The following is a 17,670-nucleotide window of genomic DNA, read 5'->3' as shown; positions in this document are numbered from 1 at the left end:
GAGACCCTAGATAGGGCGGAGTTTCAGCAGGCGCTCGGCTGCCTCCCGGACGGGTAGCTCATCGTCTTTCGCGCAACGTTCCACCGCCTCCTGGACGTCGCGGCGGCCGATCGCCGGTGCCAGCGTCTCGACCGCCGTCCGGCGCACGTCGGCCGTGGTGGCGGTCTGCGCCTGCTCGATAATCGCCGCCCGCGCGTCGGGGTCGGTGGTGATCCAGGGCTGGAGCGCCTGGATGACCGCCGACCGCAGGTCCGGGTCGGCCGCGGTGAGGCGTCCCATGAGCAGGTCGCGCGCACTCTCCGGAGCCAGCGCGGCAACGGCCGACGCCGCCGCGCTGATCACCGCCGGGTCCGGGTCGTGTCGCAGGCGCCCGGTGAGGACCGTGAGCGCCTCGCCGAACCCGGCCGCCTGACCGAGCAGAGCGACCGCGGCCGACCGGATCTCGGGGTTCTTGTCGTCGGCCGCCCTGGTCGCGATCACCTGCCACAGCTCAGCGACGCTCGCCACGTTCTCCATCGCGGCCGCCGCGGCGGCGGTGAAGACGTCGGTAACGGCGTCGTGCATCGCCCGGTTGCGGAGCACGGCCTCCAGGTCGACGCCGGGCGGCCGGGTGTTCTTGAGCACGTCGAGGGCCGCCAGCCTGATCTCCGGGTGGTTGGCACCGTCGATCAGCTCCACCAGTTGGGGCCCGATCGACGGATCCAGGTCACGACCGGCCAGTCCGAGCCCCCGGATGGCATGCACCCGGACGTCGAGATCCTGATCGCCGACCGCGATGGCGGCCAGAGCGGCGGTGGCCGGCACGTCCACATCCGAGCTCAGCGCCTGTACGGCCACGAGCCGGACATGCTGATCCGGGTCCTGGATGGCCACCTCGGTGAAAAGCGCCCGCCGCCGGTCGGCCGCCGGCTGGCCGGCCAGCGCGCCGAGTGCCGCGAGCCGGACCGAATTGCTGGGATCGTGCACCGCCGCGGCGGCCAGCGTTCCGTCCACCAGGTCACCGTGGCCGCAGACGTCGTGGAGCACCTCAACCACCATCGCCCGCATGCTCTCGTCGCCGTCAGCCCCCAGGCGGGCGATCAGCGCGTCGCGCACCCGCTCGACCGGCACGCCCTGCCGGGCCACGACCATCCGCGCCGACTCCCGGACGACTACCCGATCGCTGTCCTCGCCGATCCGCGCGATGAGGACGTCCTCCGATCCCGAACTGCCGATCAACCGGACCGCGGCGCGACGCACCCGCGGATTCACGTCGGAGGTCAGCCGATCGGCGACCACCGCCCGAACCTCCTCGACGGTGTTCGGGCGTACCAGCAGGGCCTGCGCCACGACTTCGACTACTTCCGCGTCCTCGTCCTGCCGGCAGACGTCGAGCAGGGCCCTCTCCACGTCACTGGAGAGCCGCCGGCTTCGGGTCACCGCCCGGGCTATGGCCCGGCGCACAGTCGCGGCCGGGTCGGAACGCAGCCGGCCGAGCAGGGTAGTGATTATCGCCGGGTCGTCCGGAAACGCCTCGACGACCGACTGCACGGCAGTCAGCCGTACCGGAGGAGCCGGATCCCTGACCGCCCGGTCCACGAGCACGTCACGGACCGCGTTGTCGCCACCGGGAAGAGTGCCCAGGGACTGGACCGCAGCGGTGCGGACGGCGACGCGATCGTTGACCTTCGCCAGCTCGACCAGCCGGTCCCGGGTAGCGCTGGTGTCCAGTCCCGGCTGACGCCGTGCCGCCTGGCGGATCACCTCGGCGAGGCCCGCGACCGCCGCGCACACCAGACGGACCGCGCCGAGCGAGGTGGCGGTGGCCGCGAACGCTCTCTCCACGAGATCTTCCGGCCGGGCCAGCATGGCCGCCAACCGCGCGGCGTGGGTGGCCACCGGAACGGTGAGCAGTTCGGCGGCGTGCCCTCGGTACCAGGAGAGGTAGGCGAGGCGGCCCGGCCAGTTGGGGGCGACACCGTCCACCGCGGGCAGCACCTCGTCGCCGATCAGTGCGGCGGTGGCCGGGTCGTGAACCGTAGCGCAGTATTCGATGAGGCGTTCGACGTGCTTGAGTGCCTGTTCCGCCACCGATCCCTCGGTGATCGGGCGCATCTCGGCGACGCATTGCACGGCCAGCGCGATGTTCCAGGGCGGGTCGCGGGGCGAGGTGTCCGGTCCGCCGGCGCCGGCCGTCGGCGGGAACCCGCGATCGACCTGGGTCAGCAGGACACCGGCAAGCTCTGCCGTCAGCGGGCCTTCGAGCCGGGCGGCGACCAGCCGGAGCACCTCGTGCCAGTCGGTGTCGGCCCAGTGCTGCAGGAAGATCTGCTTGACGTCGTCGAACGTGAGGCGGTGCGTTTCGAATTCGCGCACGATCGCCCACGCCGAGAAGAACTCCAGGAACGTGCGGTGCACGAAGCCCCATCCGTGCGGGCCGAAGAAGGTGAGGATGAAGTCCCGTTCCCGCAGTTGCGCGATCAGCGTCACGGCGGCCGCGGTGGCCGCCGCCGCCTCCATCGCGTAGCGGTGCTGCAGGTAATCGGCGAATATCTCCTTGAGCCGTTCGGAGTCGATGTAGTTGCCGCCGAGCCCGGAGTGTCCCGACTGCATGTACAGGGCCACCCGGCGCAGCAACTCCCGCTTGTCGTCGACATCCACGAACGAGGCCGGGTCGTGCGTCTCGTTCACCAGCCGGGTGGCGTTCCAGCGCTCGACCAGAACGGTGGCGGCGCGGTCGTAGAGGTTCCACCGCTGACGCGGCAGGGTCCAGCGTTTCCCGATGATCGCCAGGATGCTGAGCAGCATCGGGTTACCGGCCAACTCGGTCAGCTCGCGGGAACGGCCGATGTCTGAGGCCACCAGGTCGCGGAAATGCATCGCCTGCCTCTTGTCCGGCATGGTCTGGCGGAACCATCGGTCGAGGAACTCCGTGGTGCGGGCCGGAGTCAGATCTTGCAGTGTGTGGTGCGCGAACGAGGCGCCGGCGAACACGCTCCGCGGGTATTCCGGCCCGCGGGAGGTGACTACGACGCGCGCATTCGAAAATTCGGAAGCGAAGGCGGCGATGCGATCGGCCGTCTCCGTACGCAGCGCCTTGTCGATGATCTCGTCGAGTCCGTCGAAGATCACGACCGCCGGTTCACCACGCTCCAGATGGTCCTTCAGCGCCCGGGGTTCGGTGCGGTAGCCGTGTGCGTCGGCCTGGTGGACCAGATAGTCGACGAAACCGGGACCGTTGCCGGGAGTGGCCAGGAAGGCAGCGTACGAGCGCATCTCGACCACGATCGGCAGCGCATCGCCCAGGGCGACGACCCGCTCGTCGACGAACAGGCCGGCCAGCGCGAGAGCCAGGAGCCGCACCACTGTCGATTTGCCCGAGCCCGGATCGCCGAGCAGGACCAACCGACGTTGGTCGGCTGAACAGAGCACGTCGAGCACCGGCACGGCCGGCTTCTCGTGATAGTCGACCTGTTCCTGGACGTCGATCATTTCGAGGCCGTCGGGCAGATCCTCCACATTGATCCGTTCGCGCCGCCGGACCTCCCGCGGAATCTCGGCCGGCTGGACCTCCCGCACGAGCGGCTCGACGAAGACGGACGGCAGATCGACGCTGGGGTTGGCTCCCGTATTCAGTTGCTGGGTCGGTGCTTCAAGACCGACACCGCCGTACCGCTGGCTCAACCGTTCCAGATATTGCGCCCGGGTCTGAGCGCCCATGCGCGGCGTCTCGGTCGCTTCGGGCTCCGGTGTCGCGGGCTTCTCGTCCGCCGGATGACTGGCGATGTAGCGGGTCAACGACGAGATGACCTTCAGGGCCAGCTCTTCGGCGCTGACGAAGAAATTGCACACATGCCGGGCCGACAGCTGGCTGCGTAGTTTGTCCACACTGGCCGCCGTCGGGCCGCGGTCCACCTGGTCCACCGGCCACAGAGCCTTGTCGTGCAGCAGGAAGATCAGGCATTCTTTGCCGTTGTTCGCGGCGTGCTCGTATTCCAGGTGGGTGATGGACTTCGTCTGGCCGGCCGGGACATAGCCGTACCGGAAGGCGAAGATTCCTATGTAGATGTCGCAGGAGTCGACATCTTCGAGGCACCGGTCGACCGGACGGATGTCCTCGGCGACGTAGCCCTCCATCGTCCGGTGCCCGAGGTCCAGTCGCTCGAGGGCCGTCTTCACGGCCAGGCGGCACTCTTTCAGGTCCTCGTACGTCGCTGAGATGTACGCCTTCGTCAAACGCTGCCCCCTTCGGTGAGAGGCTCCTGGTTCAGGGTACGAGGTGCATGCAGCAGCCGCTGGACGATCGAGCGCACCTCCTCGGCGCAGCCCCAGGAAACGCTCACTCCACCGCCACCGTGGCCGTAGTTGTGAACGACGGGCCGACTGCCCACAGTGGCCTGCTCGAGCCGGATCCGGGGCCGGACCGGCCGCAGGCCACGACGGGAACCGATGACGCGGGCCCGGGCGACGGCCGGTTCGACGGCCGCGCACCGCCTCAGAATTCCTCTGGTGACGTCGGCAATCTCCGAGGTCGGTTGATCGGGCTCCTCCAGCGTGCTTCCGAGCACCAGGCAGGTGCGATGCGGGATGAGGTAGGTCATCTCCGGGCCCTCTTCGAACTCGGCGAAGAACCGGTGGACTCCCGGGTTCTCCACGATGACCACCCGTCCCCCGACCGGGCGCACGGACCGGTCGGAGGCCAGGTCGCGAGCGCCCGCGCCGGAACAGTTGACCGTGACCGCGGCCTGGTCGACGACGGCCGCGAGGTCGGTCACCGTCGACTGTTCGATCCGCACGCCGTGCCGGGCCAGTTCGTCGGTCAGGAACGTCAGAAAGGGCGGCATGTCGATCACGGCGGTCTCGTACCGCCAACCACTGCGGTATCCGGACGGGAGGTCCCTGGTGTCACACGGCTCGGCACCGACATCGAGCAGCCATCCCGGCACCGGTCGATCCACGCGGGACACTTCCAGGCCCTCCACCATGGCGATGCCGGACTTCGGATCGTCGGCGAGGCGGCGAAACTCCTTCAGCGTCTCGAACGCCCAGCCCCGGGCGTCCTCGTGGCGGCCGGTGCCGAATGGCCCCCAGATCGCGCCCGCTGCGCACGACGTGGTGGCGTGCGGCAGGTCCCGGGCGAGCACCCGAACCGACATCCCGTCCCGCACGAGGCTCAACGCCGTCGTGAGGCCCATGATCCCGGCCCCGATGACGAGGACATCGACGCTGATATTGGTCACTCCATGACACTAAATGGTCACCCAGATAAAAAGCATCGTCCAAAATTTCGGAAGCTGGACCTACACGTCCCACCGAGGGCCCCGCCGAACGCATATTCTTCCGGCGCGACGAATCGCTCGGAACTGTCCTCGCTTGCCGGGCCGGGCACGGAACGTCACGATAGAGGGGACGGGACGGCCGTCCGCTCCCGGAAGCATCGTACGGCGGAGGAAAAATGCTCGCCTTCGGCGAAGTCCAGACCGGACTTCTGCAGAACTCCACCGCGGTGACCGGGGTACGGGCGGCCGAAGTGGTCGACCTGGTCCTCGGCGAACCGGTACGCCGGTTCGAGCGTCCCATCGCGTACGCCGTCTCGCCGGACCGCCCGGAAGGCGTCGACTGCCGGCTCCCCACCGCATCCGGGGCCCACGTCCACGCGGTCGGCACCCTCATCACCCACGCGGCGCTGGTCGGCGGACATGTCCTGCAGGGTTCCTCGCACTCCGCCCTGATCAAAGGCGACTCCGACCGACGTCAGCCCTGGTCCCACTACCTCGGCCACCCGGGCTGCCTCGAGACGATCGGGCGGGTCCGGATGAACGACGTCAAGGACGGGCTGCTGACCGGCACCCGCGACTGCGCCGTCCTCGACCTCCCGGCGATCACCGGGCGGATCCTCGACGACGTGCAGCGGTCGCCGTTGCTCGACCATCGGCCCGCGCTGCGGGCGCCCCGGCTGCGACTCCGGTGGGTAGCCGAGACCGGTGCCCGGACGCTGGCCGCGGAGTTCGCCGTGCGGTCGGAGGAGCTGCGAACCTTCCGGATCTCCGTGCCCGGCGAAGACCTGTCGGATGTCGTCGCGCTGTGCGAGGACCTCGCGCTGCACGACTGGCTCCTGACCACCCTGTCCACGCTGGTGGAGAAGGCTCTTACCGGCGACCGGCAGCGACGCGAGCGGGTCAGCGGGTTGCAGCCGGCCGTCGATCACCTGTTGCACCTGTGGATGCCGGCCGTCCGCGTCGCCCCCGATCTGCTTCCGGTCTGGGACGCCCTCGAGATGCGGCCCGGGTTCAGCCGGCAGTGGAAGACGTTGGTGCGACGGGTGCGCGATCAGCTGACGATGAGCGCGCTGGCACTGTTGGAAGCCAGGCGCGACTGAGACCCCCGCCGCTGGGAGCCGGCCGGCCAGACCACCTGAACCGCGCGGCCGAGGCTGCGGGCCAGAGCGACCGTGTCGGCGGTGCCGCCCCGCCCGCCGCGCCGGTCACCGTCCCACACCGCCACCAGGACGTCGCAGCGGCGCAGCATTTCGAGGTTGGCCGCCTCGTAGGCCGCCTCCGGCTCCCCCGGCACCTCGACCCGGGTGATCTCGGATGCGAGGTCGAGCAGCTCACTCAACTCGGGATCACGACCGGCCGTCTTCACCTCGGACACCGGCAGGACGACCTCGAACGTGCCCCGGACGACCAGAACCGCGTTCACGAAGAGGCGGTCGGCGCCGTCGGCCAGACAGGAGACGCCGTGCACCGGCTCGCGTATCGAGCGCAGGTGGCGGCAGAGGGCGCGGTAGATCGGGCCCCGGGAACCGGGGTCGAGCCCGATGTGTCCAGTGACGCCGATCCGCACGGTGAGTCCTCACCACTCGTCAGCCGGCCGGTTGCACCACCCGGTCACGGATATTTTCCGTCAAGCGAACCACTTGGAAACCCGCCTCGGCAAGAATTTCCGGTATATCGCGAACGGCGTCCCGGCACTGGTCCTGGCCATCGCCCGGCAGCTGCTCCCAGTCGACCAGGTAGGGCGACAGCCGCCGGTCGTCGTCGCGTACGCCCCCGCGTCGCCAGCCCTTCGCCCGCGCCGCCTCCGCCCAGCGCAGTTGTTCCTGCCGCGCCAGCAGCTCTATCTCGGATCCGGTGAAGTCGAAGTCCTCGTCGTGCTCGGTGCGCGGCATGATGCCGCAGCCGACCAGGTAGAGCTTCGGGCCGATGTCGGCAGCTTGCAGCCGGTTGGCGGCGCGGTGCGCCTCGTCCAGGTGCGCCCAGTCCACCAGGGCGCGGGTCGAGCCCGGCGGCACCTCACGGTGCCGGCACGCCCGGACCCAGCGTTCGTGGATCAGCTGGGCAAGCCGCTCGGGCAGGTCCTGGGCGATCAGCGTCGGGTCGCATCCGGCCGCCACCTTGGGGAACAGCTGCAGCCGCCCGTCGAGCTGGTCGAGCAGCGGCCGCGGGAAGTCCGCGCTGAACGCGTCGGCCAGACCGGCCAGCTTGTCGACCGGGACGATCACCGAGCCGCGCACGACGAGCCAGAGGCGATGGGTGGTGAGGCCGATCTGAAGGCTCTGTTCCTCGCCGCGATAGCAGAGGAAGGCGCGGTCGTAGCGCCGTCCGCTGGTCGCCATCGCGGCCAGGAGCTCGTCGAGGTCGGCCTCGTGGGCGACGACCTCGGCCCCCTCGCCGAGGACCGGCTGCTGTCGCCGGAGGGTGGCCAGGATCCGTACGGCGCCGGGCGCCACGAAGTCGACCTCGGCCCGGAGGTTCTCGTCGGAACGGCGCAGCCGCCACTGCCGGGCAATCTCCACCAGCAGCGCCCGCGCGAACGGCGAATCGCCGACCACCAGCAGCCGCGGCACCTCGCCCGGCTCGGTGATCATCGGCTGCTGGGTCAGCAGGACGTGGACCGCGAGCTGGTCGAGGTTGAAGAAGTCGAGTCGCAGCTCCGCCGATTCGGTCGCGCCGAGGCGGCGGGCCTGCAAGGCCAGGGCCTGGTCGGGATCGTGAATCTCGCCGTAGATGGCCGTGGTGCCGCGCCCACCGGCGACCAGGCGCGCGGCGGTCGTGGCGATCCGGACGTTGGCCGCGCTGTCCTCGGTGCACGCATAGACGACGGCCGCCTGGCTGACCCCGGCGCCGCGCAGGACATCGGGGTCGCTCGGCTCGCCGTTCACACCGAGCAGGCTGCGGCGGCGGAACTCCAGCGGCCCGATCGGCTGCGTGCGCACCACCACGACGCGGCGGCCGGCCTCGTGGAGTTTGCCGGCCAGCGTGCGGGCGACCGAGGTGTCACCGCACACGACGACGTGGCCGACCGCCCGGCGGGCGCGGAACCGTCGTAGTTCACTGGCCATCAGCAGACGGATGGCCTCGGTCAACGCGTACAGCGTGACCGTGGGCGCGGCGAACCGGGCGATCTGCAGGGCGAGCGGGAACCCGTTGCCGTTCTGCAACGGGTCGGACCCGAGCACATAGAGCTGCAGGGTGTCGTAGAGAACGTTGAGCGGGTTACGGACCTCAGGGTTGGTCCGGGCGAGGTAGGCGTCGAGGCCGACGTAGCCGAGCACGAGCGACGCCAAGCCGGCCAAGATGAAGATCACCCGGGTTGCCGTCACTGCCGGCTGACCCTGCGGCCGGCCGAAGGACGACACCGACCGGGGAATATTCGCCATCGTCACCCCTAACCCGGCGAATGAGACGACGACCTTGAGTGTGACACAGGGCCGCCCAAAGGGCTACGCAGCGTCGTAAGCGGATATCGGACGCCCGGCTGGGGAAAAGTTTCAGAGCGCGCAGCCGTCGGCCACCGGCGGCAACGGGGCCGGAACGCCGAGGGTCGGTAGGCCGAGGGAGACGCCCTGGAGCTTGGGGAGGCGACCGGCCGCGAAGGCGTCGCCGGCCCGGGTGCGGCGGTGCGAGAGCGGGGCGCCGTCGGCGTTCAGGTGGTGCGGCGCGGCGTAGGTGACCACCGTCTCGATGACGTCGCCGGGGCGCGGGGCGGTGTCGCCGATCGCGAAATGCACCAGACGGCCGTCGCGCGCCCGGCCACTCATCCGGCCCGTACGCTCGTCCTTGCGGCCCTCGCCCACCGCGACCAGCACCTCGACCTTCTGCCCCACCAGCTTCTTGTTCTCGGCCCAGGTGATCTCTTCGAGCAGAGCGATCAGGCGCTCGTAACGCTCCTGGACGACCGCCTTGGGCACCTGGTCCGCCATCGTCGCGGCGGGGGTGCCGGGGCGCTTGGAGTATTGGAAGGTGAAGGCGCTCGAGAAGCGGGCCCGGCGGACCACCTCGAGGGTCTGCTCGAAGTCGTCCTCGGTCTCGCCGGGGAAGCCGACGATGATGTCGGTCGTGATCGCGGCGTCCGGCATCGCGGCCCGGACCTTGTCGATGATGCCCAGGTATTTTTCGTGGCGGTAGCTGCGGCGCATCTCCTTGAGCAGCCGGTCGGAGCCGGACTGCAGCGGCATGTGCAGCGAGTGGCAGACGTTCGGCGTCTCGGCCATCGCGGCGATCACGTCGTCGGTGAAGTCCTTGGGGTGCGGGCTGGTGAACCGCACCCGCTCCAGGCCCTCGATGGCGCCGGTCGCGCGCAGCAGTTTGCCGAAGGCGAGCCGGTCGCCGAACTCCACGCCGTACGAGTTGACGTTCTGCCCGAGCAGCGTGACCTCGGAGACCCCCTCGGCCACCAGCGCGCGCACCTCGGCCAGGATCTCTGGAGGCCGGCGGTCCTTCTCCTTGCCGCGCAGCGACGGCACGATGCAGAAGGTGCAGGTGTTGTTGCACCCGACCGAGATCGAGACCCAGCCGGCGTAGGTCGACTCGCGCTTGGTCGGCAGGGTCGACGGGAAGATCTCGAGCGACTCGAGGATCTCGACCTCGGCCTCCTCGTTGTGCCGGGCGCGTTCGAGCAGCGCCGGCAGGGAGCCGATGTTGTGGGTGCCGAAGACGACGTCGACCCAGGGCGCCTTCTTGACGATGTCGCCGCGGTCCTTCTGGGCCAGGCAGCCGCCCACCGCGATCTGCATGCCCGGGTGCTTCATCTTGGTCGGGCGCAGGTGGCCGAGGTTGCCGTAGAGGCGGTTGTCGGCGTTCTCGCGCACCGCACAGGTGTTGAACACCACGACGTCGGCCGCCTCGGGATCGGCGGCCCGCACGTAGCCCGCATCTTCCATCAGGCCGGAGATGCGCTCACTGTCGTGCACGTTCATCTGGCAGCCGTACGTGCGCACGTCGTACGTGCGGGCGGCGCCCTGCGTCTGCATAGTCATGGCAATTGACCAGGGTACTGCTTACGCGGCGGCCGGCCGCCCGGGCGTCGGCGTCGGTTTGAACCGGGAACGACCACACCCGGGGGCCAGGGCGCAGGCGGGATCACTCCCGGTGCACGGGCGTACGTGCCGGCGTTCCGGGCCGTCGTCGGTCTCCACCTCGTCGACGTGCACGGGACGCAGGGTGCCGTCGGGTTCGGCTACGACGTACCGGGAAGGGTTGAGCGTGTCGTCGGGAAGCAGGACCGCGGCACCCAGCCGGACCGCGACGGCGCTCGCGGCCGTCGTCTCCGCGATGCCGGCGGGCGCGAGATAGACGTCGATGAGGGTCGGGAAGTCGCCGTCCACGAAATAGATGTCGGAGAGAGCGTCGCCGTCGTCACCGAGAGCCACCACCGATCGCTCCAGCGCGCCGGCCAGCGCACCTCGGCATCGGTCTGGATCGATGTGTCCGGCAACCGACCAGCTCCAGAGGCCGTCTGTCGGATCTCCGTCTGCCATACCGAACATGGTGGACACTGCCCTCGCCTCGAGCTCGCTAAGTTACCGCCTCGTGACCATTCTGGCCGGAAAACGGTTGTGTACCGCCAATAGAGTGACCACATCCGAGTGAAGGCGGTCCCGTCTGTGTCTCTCATCGTCCTCGAGAACGTCCACAAGTGGTTCGGGCCTCTGCACGTGCTCGATGACGTCAATCTGTCTGTCGAGCGCGGCGAGGTCGTGGTCGTGATCGGACCGTCGGGATCCGGCAAATCCACCCTGTGCCGGGTGATCAATCGGCTGGAAACCATCAAATCGGGCACCGTCACGTTCGACGGCCACGCACTGCCCGAGGAGGGCCGGGAGCTGGCCCGGCTCCGCAGCGAGGTCGGCATGGTGTTCCAGTCGTTCAACCTGTTCGCCCACAAGACGATCATGCAGAACGTGATGCTCGGCCCGGTCAAGGTCCGGCGCGAGAAACCGGCCGCGGTCCGCGATCGCGCGCTGGCGCTGCTCGAGCGGGTCGGCATCGCCGACCAGGCCGACAAATACCCGGCCCAGCTCTCCGGCGGTCAGCAGCAGCGGGTGGCGATCGCTCGCGCGCTGGCGATGCAGCCCAAAGCGCTGCTCTTCGACGAGCCGACCAGCGCACTCGACCCGGAGATGGTCGGCGAGGTGCTCGACGTGATGACGTCGCTGGCCCGCGAGGGCATGACGATGGTCGTGGTCACGCACGAGATGGGCTTCGCGCGGCACGCCGCCGACCGGGTCGTGTTCATGGCCGACGGGCAGTTGGTCGAGCAGGCCACGCCGGACGAGTTCTTCGCCAACCCGAAGAGCGACCGCGCCCGCGACTTCCTGTCGAAGATTCTCACCCATTGACGTCCGGAATATTTTTTTTCGATCTTGCTTCGAGGAGCTTCTAGATGAAACTCAACCGGATGACCGCTGCGCTAGGCGCACTGACGCTGGCCCTGGCCGCAGGGGCCTGCGGCAGCAGCAACGACGATTCTCCCAGCAGCGGCGGGGGCAGTAAGTCGTTCGCCGCCGGCAGCACCATGGAGCGGCTCAACAAGGCCCAGTCGATCAAGGTGGGCACCAAGTTCGACCAGCCCGGTTTCGGCCAGAAGGGCCTCTCCGGCAAGCCGGAGGGCTTCGACGTCGAGGTGGCGAAGCTCATCGTCAAGGAACTCGGCATACCGACCGACAAGATCCAGTACGTCGAGACGCCGTCGAAGGTCCGTGAGGACGCGATCGTCAACGGGCAGGCCGACATGGTCGTCGCGACGTACACGATCAACGACAAGCGCAAGGAACGCGTCGCCTTCGCCGGCCCTTACTACGAGGCCGGGCAGAACATCATGGTCAAGAAGGACGACACGTCGATCACCGGGCCGGATTCGTTCAAGGACGGCACCAAGAAGGTCTGCTCGGTCACCGGCTCGACGCCGGCCGAAGAGATCAAGAAGCACGTCAAGGACGTCGCGACCCAGGTCGTGCTCTTCGACACCTACGACAAGTGCCGCGACGCGCTCAAGGGTGGGCAGGTCAACGCGGTCACGACCGACAACGTGATCCTGCTCGGCTACATCTCCAAGGCTCAGGACTCGTTCAAGCTGGCCGGCGACAACTTCACCAAGGAGCCGTACGGCATCGGCGTCAAGAAGGACGACACCGCGTTCCGCAACTTCATCAACGACGTCCTCGACAAGTCCTTCAAGGACGGCAGCTGGAAGAAGGCGTGGGACGACACCGCCGGCAAGTTCGGTGCCCAGCTGGGCGACGCGCCGACCGTCAACCGCTACTGATCTTTCGTCACTGATGGAGAGAAGCCGCCCGTGAGTGTGCTCTTCGACAAGTTCGACGTCTTCGCGGGCGGTTTCTGGCTCACACTCCAGATCTGCGTTCTCGCCGCGATCGGCGCCCTGATCCTGGGCGCCGTCGTGGCGGTCCTGCGGATCTCGCCGGTGCCGCCGCTGCGTGCGGTCGGCACCGCCTACGTCACCGTGTTCCGCAACATGCCGCTGACCGTGGTCATGTTCTTCGCCGCGTTCGGACTGCCCGCCCTCGGCTCGAACGCCGATTTCCTCCGCATCCCGGTGATCGATTCGCTGTTCCGGCGGCTCGGCACCGACCTGCCATACTTTCGCTTCGCGCTGATCGCGCTGGTGTTCTACACCGCCGCCTTCGTCTGCGAGGCCCTGCGGTCGGGGGTCAACGCCGTATCCCCGGGGCAGGCCGAGGCGGCCCGGTCACTCGGGCTGACCTTCGGTCAGAACCTGCGGTACGTCGTACTGCCCCAGTCGTGGAAGGCCTCGGTCGTGCCGCTCGGCTCGGTCATCATCGCCATGATCAAGAACTCGGCGCTCATCGGCTTCTTCGGCGTCGTCGGTGACCTGTCCCAGACCGCGGACCAGCTGACCTCGGCCGAGGGATACGCGTTCGCCCCGGTCGCCATCGGCATCTCGATCGGATACCTGATCATGACAATCCCCCTGGGCGCGCTGCTCGACCGGATCGAGCGGCGGCAGGCGGTGGCCGGCCGATGAGCGTTCTGTACGACGTACCCGGGCCGCGGCAGCGCCGCATCACGCTGATCGTCAGCCTCGTCGCCGGCGTTGTTGTGCTGGCCGGGCTCTACTTCCTGGTCTACCGGCCGCTCGACAGCAAAGGCCAGTTCTCGGCCGACCTGTGGGGCCCGCTCGTCGACCCGAGCAACGAAAACTTCACCCAGGTCTGGGAACGCCTCGGCGTCGGCATCCGCAACACGCTACGGGCGGCCGCCCTGGCCATCGTCGCCTCGCTGGTCGTCGGCAGCCTCCTCGCCGTGCTGCGCATCCAGCTCAAGAGTCTGGCCAAGCGCCGGTTCACCGGATTCGCCACCCCCGCGTCCTACCTCCTGCGGGGCCTCAGCCTCGGGCTGACCGCCGTCACCCGCATCTGCGTGGAAGTCTTCCGCGGCCTGCCCGTGGTGATCACGATCTTCTTCGTTGCGCGCGGCCTCCCCGAGTTCGGGATCAGCCTGCCGTCGTTGTGGTACCTCGTGCTCGGCCTCACGATCTACAACTCGGTGGTCCTCGCCGAGATCCTGCGCTCGGGCATGGAAGGCCTCCCGAACGGCCAGTCCGAGGCGGCCTCGGCGATCGGCCTCTCCCCGATGCAGACCACCCGCATGATCCTGCTGCCGCAGGCCTACCGCATCATGCTCCCGGCGCTGATCAGCCAGTTGGTCGTCGTGCTCAAGGACACGTCGCTCGGCTTCATCATCAGCTACGAGGAGACGCTCAACATCGGCAAGCAGATCATCGGGGTGCTGAACAACCCGATCCAGGTCTACACGGTGATCGCGGTCCTGTTCATCGCGGTCAACTACTCGCTGTCGAAGCTCGCGCAATACATCCAGCGACGGCTTGCCCGCGGACGCAAGACCCGCAACCTGCCGACCAACATCGCGCCCGAGCCGGCGGTCGCCTCTATCGGGCCAGTTCCGTGACCCGGGACTCGCGAACCACCGTGACCCGGATCTGACCCGGATAGGTCAGCTCCTCCTCGATCTGCTTGGCCACGTCCCGGGCCAGCACCGCAGCACCGATGTCATCGATGTCATCCGGCCGCACCATCACGCGGATCTCGCGGCCGGCCTGCATCGCGAAGACCTTCTCGACACCGGTCTTGCCGGCGGCGATCTCTTCGATTCGCTCCAGGCGCTTGACGTACGCCTCGAGACTCTCCCGACGCGCACCGGGACGCCCGCCCGAACACGCGTCGGCGGCCTGGGTCAGCACCGCCTCGATGGTCTGCGGCTGCACCTCGTTGTGGTGCGCCTCGATCGCGTGCACGACGTCCTCGGACTCGCCGTACTTGCGGGCCAGGTCGGCGCCGATCAGCGCGTGGCTGCCCTCCACCTCGTGGGTCAGCGCCTTGCCGATGTCGTGCAGGAACGCCGCCCGCTTCATCGACGGAACGTCGAGGCCCAGCTCGGCGGCCATGATGCCGGCGATGTGAGCGGTCTCGACCAGGTGCTTCAACACGTTCTGCCCGTAGCTCGTGCGGTAGCGCAGACGGCCCAGCAGCTTGGTCAGCTCCGGATGCAGATCGGTGATGCCGACGTCGACCAGCGCCTCCTCGGCCGCCCGGTCGCAGAGCACGTCGACCTCACTCTTGGCGGTCTCGTAAACCTCCTCGATGCGGTGCGGGTGGATCCGCCCGTCGAGGACCAGCTTCTCCAGCGTGAGCCGGCCGACCTCCCGGCGAACCGGGTCGAAGCACGAAAGCAGCACCGCCTCCGGGGTGTCGTCGATGATCAGGTTGACCCCGGTCACCGACTCGAACGCCCGGATGTTGCGGCCCTCCCGGCCGATGATGCGGCCCTTCATCTCGTCGCTCGGCAGATGCAGCACGCTGACCACGCTCTCGGCGGTCTGCTCACTGGCGATCCGCTGAATCGCGTCGACCACGATGCGCCGGGCCCGGGAGTCGGCGGTCGTCTTCGCCTCGGTCTCGATGTCCCGCACCATGATTGCGGCCTCGCGCTTGGCCTGAGCCTCGATGTTCTCGACCAGCTCGGCCCGGGCGACCTCGGCGGTCAGACCGGCGATCCGCTCCAGTTCCCGGGTGTGCTTCTCCTCGGCCGCGGTCACCTCGCCCTCGCGGGTGGTCAGCGCGCCCTCACGGGAAACCAGGTCGGCGTCCATGGTCGCGAGGCGGCGCTCCCGCTCGACGAGACGCTCCACCTCCTCACTGTGCAGGCGCTCCCGGTCGTCGATGCGGGCGGCGCGGCGTTCGACCTCGGCCGACTGCTCCTTGACGGTGGCGTTGAGCAGGGCGACCTCGCGTTCGCCGGAACGACGGGCGGCCGAACGGACCTGCTCGGCGTCGGCCTCGGCCTGGCGGTGGGCGTGCTCGAGGATGGTGTCGGCCTCGGTGTGTGCGGCCTCGAGGACCCGGCGGGCCTCGGCCCGGGCGGCGGTGGCCTCCGCTTTCGCGGCGGCGGCCTCGGCGCGTACGGAAGCGGCCTTCGCATTCGCATCGGCGACCTTGGCCTGCGCGTCGTCCACGGCCTGGCCCCGACGATCCTCGGCATCGGCCCGGTCGGTGCGCAGCTGGCGCAGCGCGCGAGCGCCGAGCACCAGTCCGGCCAGCACGAACGCGGCAAGAACGACGATCGCCACCACGAGCACCCAGTCCAGGGCGGTCATCTCGCCGCGTCTCCCTTCGCCGCCCGCACGCGCGGGCCATCTGCGGGATGCCCGACCAAGGCTGCGACCGCATACGACGATGACCCCCTGCGCTCCGCGCGGGGTTCGGTATGTGGTTATGGGTCCCGCCTTGTCGGCCGGGACTTCACAAGTGATGCCGTAATGTAATGCGATCTATGTTGTGCCTGTTGCATGCGATGGTCGAACAAACCTTGTTGTAACGCGAGGCTAGGTCGCGAGTGCCACTTCGGTCAAGGATCCATGATTCGGCAGCGGATGGGACGTAGGGCACAGACCCGCTGACGTCGCAATTCAGGCGTAGCGTGCCCAAAGATCACGCATCGGATCCCAGCTCTCGCCCAGTCCCTCTTCCCAGTATGCGAGCAGATAGCCCGCCACCGGCGTCTGCGCGTCGTCCCACCAAACCGCGGCCACCGGACGGGTGACGCCAGCCTCGGTGAGCTTGTACGCATACTCCACGTAGTTGCCGTTGGTCCGGCCGGACGGCGTAGGCCCCTGCGTGGCGGCGCCGACCCCCGGGGCGAGAGTGCGCGCATCGACGTTCTGCCGGAGCGTGTCCACCCGCGCCCGGTCCCGGTCGGCGATCGAGCCGTACTCGACGAAAAACACACTCATGCCGTTGAGCGTGCAACGGACGCGCGCCTTCTCCCCCGCCTTCACGGCCGGGCCGCCCGGCTCGCCGCTGCGCGAACAACTCGAAAGGTACGGAAGCCAGCCCTGCGAGATGGTGACCAGGCCGGTGCCTGCGAAATGGGGCTGGTTGAGGGTGACCTGGCTCTGCTCGAAGACGCCGAGCTTGCCGGTCGCGGTCGGGTTGGGCTTCGACTTCGGCTTCGGGGCGGCGTCCGGGGCGGTCGCGCGCCCGGCGAAGAAACCGCCGACGCCGAAAACGAGAAGGCCAGCCACCAGCCCAGCGATTAGGCCGATCAGCAGGCGGCTGCGGTCCGGGGGCGGCGACGGCTCGATGCGGCGGCCGGCGAAGGGCGGCGGGGAGGTGAAGTCGAGGGGGTCCGGGGTGGGGTTGGGGTCGCTGCGGAACGGACCGTAAGAGGGAGAGCCGCTGGATGGGGCGGCGCTGACGGGGAAGGGGGTGCCGCTCGTCGGGGACGGATAGGGAATGGTCGGCTGGGGTGGGTAGGAGACCGTGGTGTCCGGGTCATAAGCCGGTGCATGGCCCCCCGAACCAGGAACCGTGCTGCCTGGGCCGGCTGGCTGGGGGAAGCCGGGCTGGGGATCGCTCGGTTGGGTGCCCTCGGGATTGCTCGCCTGGGCATGGCCGGCATCCGGATGATCGGCACCCGACTGAGTGAAGCTCGGCTCACCATAGGCGGGCCACCCGACGCCTGGCTGACCGCTGACCGGCTGCCCGGTGACCGGGTCCCCGCTGACCGGTTGACCGTAGGACTGCCCATAGGCGGGCGGGCCATCGCCCGGCTGACCATCGGCCGGCTGACCCACGGCCGATTCACCATAGGGCTGCCCGTAGCTTGGCTGGCTGACCGCAGGCCGAGTGGGAGCAGGCCGAGTGGGAGCAGGCTGGCCGAGCGCGGACCGATGCGGTGCGGTGGATGCGGCCGGAGCGGTGTCGTGCCGGACCGGCGACGTTTCGCCGTTTTGCGCGGAAGGCGGGACATTTGCGCTTTGCCGGGGAGCCGGATCGCCCTGGGTTCCCGCCGCGGCATGGTCGGCTGCGGGGTGTCCAGGAGCCCTCTGATCCGTCATCGGCTGAGC

At 69.0% G+C, this 17,670-nt stretch carries 13 protein-coding genes; 5 read left to right on the top strand and 8 right to left on the bottom strand.

Features of this window, described 5'->3' with window-relative positions; all coding sequences use genetic code 11:
• Positions 1-6: 6 nt before the first annotated feature.
• Positions 7-4,215 (bottom strand): HEAT repeat domain-containing protein, encoded by a 4,209-nt coding sequence (locus ACIA5C_RS15680; RefSeq protein WP_396054943.1) that lies wholly within the window; start codon positions 4,213-4,215, stop codon positions 7-9.
• The gene (locus ACIA5C_RS15675) at positions 4,212-5,219 is read right to left on the bottom strand and encodes an FAD-dependent oxidoreductase (RefSeq protein WP_396054941.1); all 1,008 of its coding nucleotides are present in this window, start codon (positions 5,217-5,219) and stop codon (positions 4,212-4,214) included. Before ACIA5C_RS15675 ends, ACIA5C_RS15680 begins: the two co-directional genes overlap by 4 nt.
• Before the next feature lie 215 nt (positions 5,220-5,434).
• On the opposite strand from ACIA5C_RS15675, the gene ACIA5C_RS15670 reads away from it, so the two are divergent.
• Entirely contained in the window at positions 5,435-6,358 is a 924-nt protein-coding gene (locus ACIA5C_RS15670; protein ID WP_396054939.1) for an SCO2521 family protein, read from the top strand.
• On the opposite strand, the gene ACIA5C_RS15665 is transcribed toward ACIA5C_RS15670, so the two are convergent.
• The 4 genes from ACIA5C_RS15665 to ACIA5C_RS15650 form a co-directional block, all read right to left on the bottom strand.
• Positions 6,310-6,825, bottom strand: coding sequence for a hypothetical protein (locus ACIA5C_RS15665; RefSeq protein ID WP_396054937.1), 516 nt, complete (start codon positions 6,823-6,825; stop codon positions 6,310-6,312). The genes ACIA5C_RS15670 and ACIA5C_RS15665 overlap by 49 nt on opposite strands.
• Positions 6,826-6,844: 19 nt before the next feature.
• Positions 6,845-8,641, bottom strand: a complete 1,797-nt coding sequence (locus tag ACIA5C_RS15660; RefSeq protein ID WP_396054935.1) for an NAD-binding protein — start codon at positions 8,639-8,641, stop codon at positions 6,845-6,847.
• A 111-nt stretch (positions 8,642-8,752) separates the two neighbouring features.
• Complete coding sequence (miaB, locus tag ACIA5C_RS15655; RefSeq protein ID WP_396054933.1) at positions 8,753-10,240, bottom strand: tRNA (N6-isopentenyl adenosine(37)-C2)-methylthiotransferase MiaB; 1,488 nt, start codon at positions 10,238-10,240, stop codon at positions 8,753-8,755.
• A 21-nt stretch (positions 10,241-10,261) separates the two neighbouring features.
• Positions 10,262-10,636 carry a hypothetical protein gene (locus ACIA5C_RS15650; protein WP_396054931.1) on the bottom strand — a complete coding sequence of 125 codons (375 nt, stop codon included), beginning with the start codon at positions 10,634-10,636 and terminating at the stop codon, positions 10,262-10,264.
• Positions 10,637-10,849: 213 nt separating this feature from the next.
• Here ACIA5C_RS15650 and ACIA5C_RS15645 point away from each other — a divergent pair, with 213 nt between their 5' ends.
• Genes ACIA5C_RS15645 through ACIA5C_RS15630 form a run of 4 tightly spaced genes read left to right on the top strand, consistent with a single transcriptional unit; the run spans position 10,850 to position 14,213 of the window.
• Positions 10,850-11,602: an amino acid ABC transporter ATP-binding protein gene (locus ACIA5C_RS15645; RefSeq protein WP_396054929.1), complete on the top strand. Its 753-nt coding sequence runs from the start codon at positions 10,850-10,852 to the stop codon at positions 11,600-11,602.
• Positions 11,603-11,646: 44 nt separating this feature from the next.
• Positions 11,647-12,528 (top strand): glutamate ABC transporter substrate-binding protein, encoded by an 882-nt coding sequence (locus tag ACIA5C_RS15640; protein ID WP_396054927.1) that lies wholly within the window; start codon positions 11,647-11,649, stop codon positions 12,526-12,528.
• A gap of 30 nt (positions 12,529-12,558) precedes the next feature.
• On the top strand, positions 12,559-13,269 hold the full coding sequence (locus ACIA5C_RS15635; protein ID WP_396054925.1) for an amino acid ABC transporter permease: 711 nt from the start codon (positions 12,559-12,561) through the stop codon (positions 13,267-13,269).
• A complete protein-coding gene (locus ACIA5C_RS15630) occupies positions 13,266-14,213 on the top strand; it encodes an amino acid ABC transporter permease (protein ID WP_396054923.1) in 948 nt (315 codons plus the stop codon). Before ACIA5C_RS15635 ends, ACIA5C_RS15630 begins: the two co-directional genes overlap by 4 nt.
• On the opposite strand, the gene rny is transcribed toward ACIA5C_RS15630, so the two are convergent.
• Positions 14,194-15,918, bottom strand: a complete 1,725-nt coding sequence (rny, locus tag ACIA5C_RS15625; RefSeq protein WP_396054921.1) for a ribonuclease Y — start codon at positions 15,916-15,918, stop codon at positions 14,194-14,196. The two genes, ACIA5C_RS15630 and rny, sit on opposite strands and share 20 nt — an antisense overlap.
• Positions 15,919-16,230: 312 nt before the next feature.
• Positions 16,231-17,397, bottom strand: coding sequence for a hypothetical protein (locus tag ACIA5C_RS15620; protein ID WP_396054919.1), 1,167 nt, complete (start codon positions 17,395-17,397; stop codon positions 16,231-16,233).
• Positions 17,398-17,670: the final 273 nt, after the last annotated feature.

Source organism: Actinoplanes sp. NPDC051343 (genome assembly GCF_044455125.1).
Classification (GTDB): domain Bacteria; phylum Actinomycetota; class Actinomycetes; order Mycobacteriales; family Micromonosporaceae; genus Actinoplanes.
This window is presented reverse-complemented; position numbering and strand designations above follow the sequence as displayed.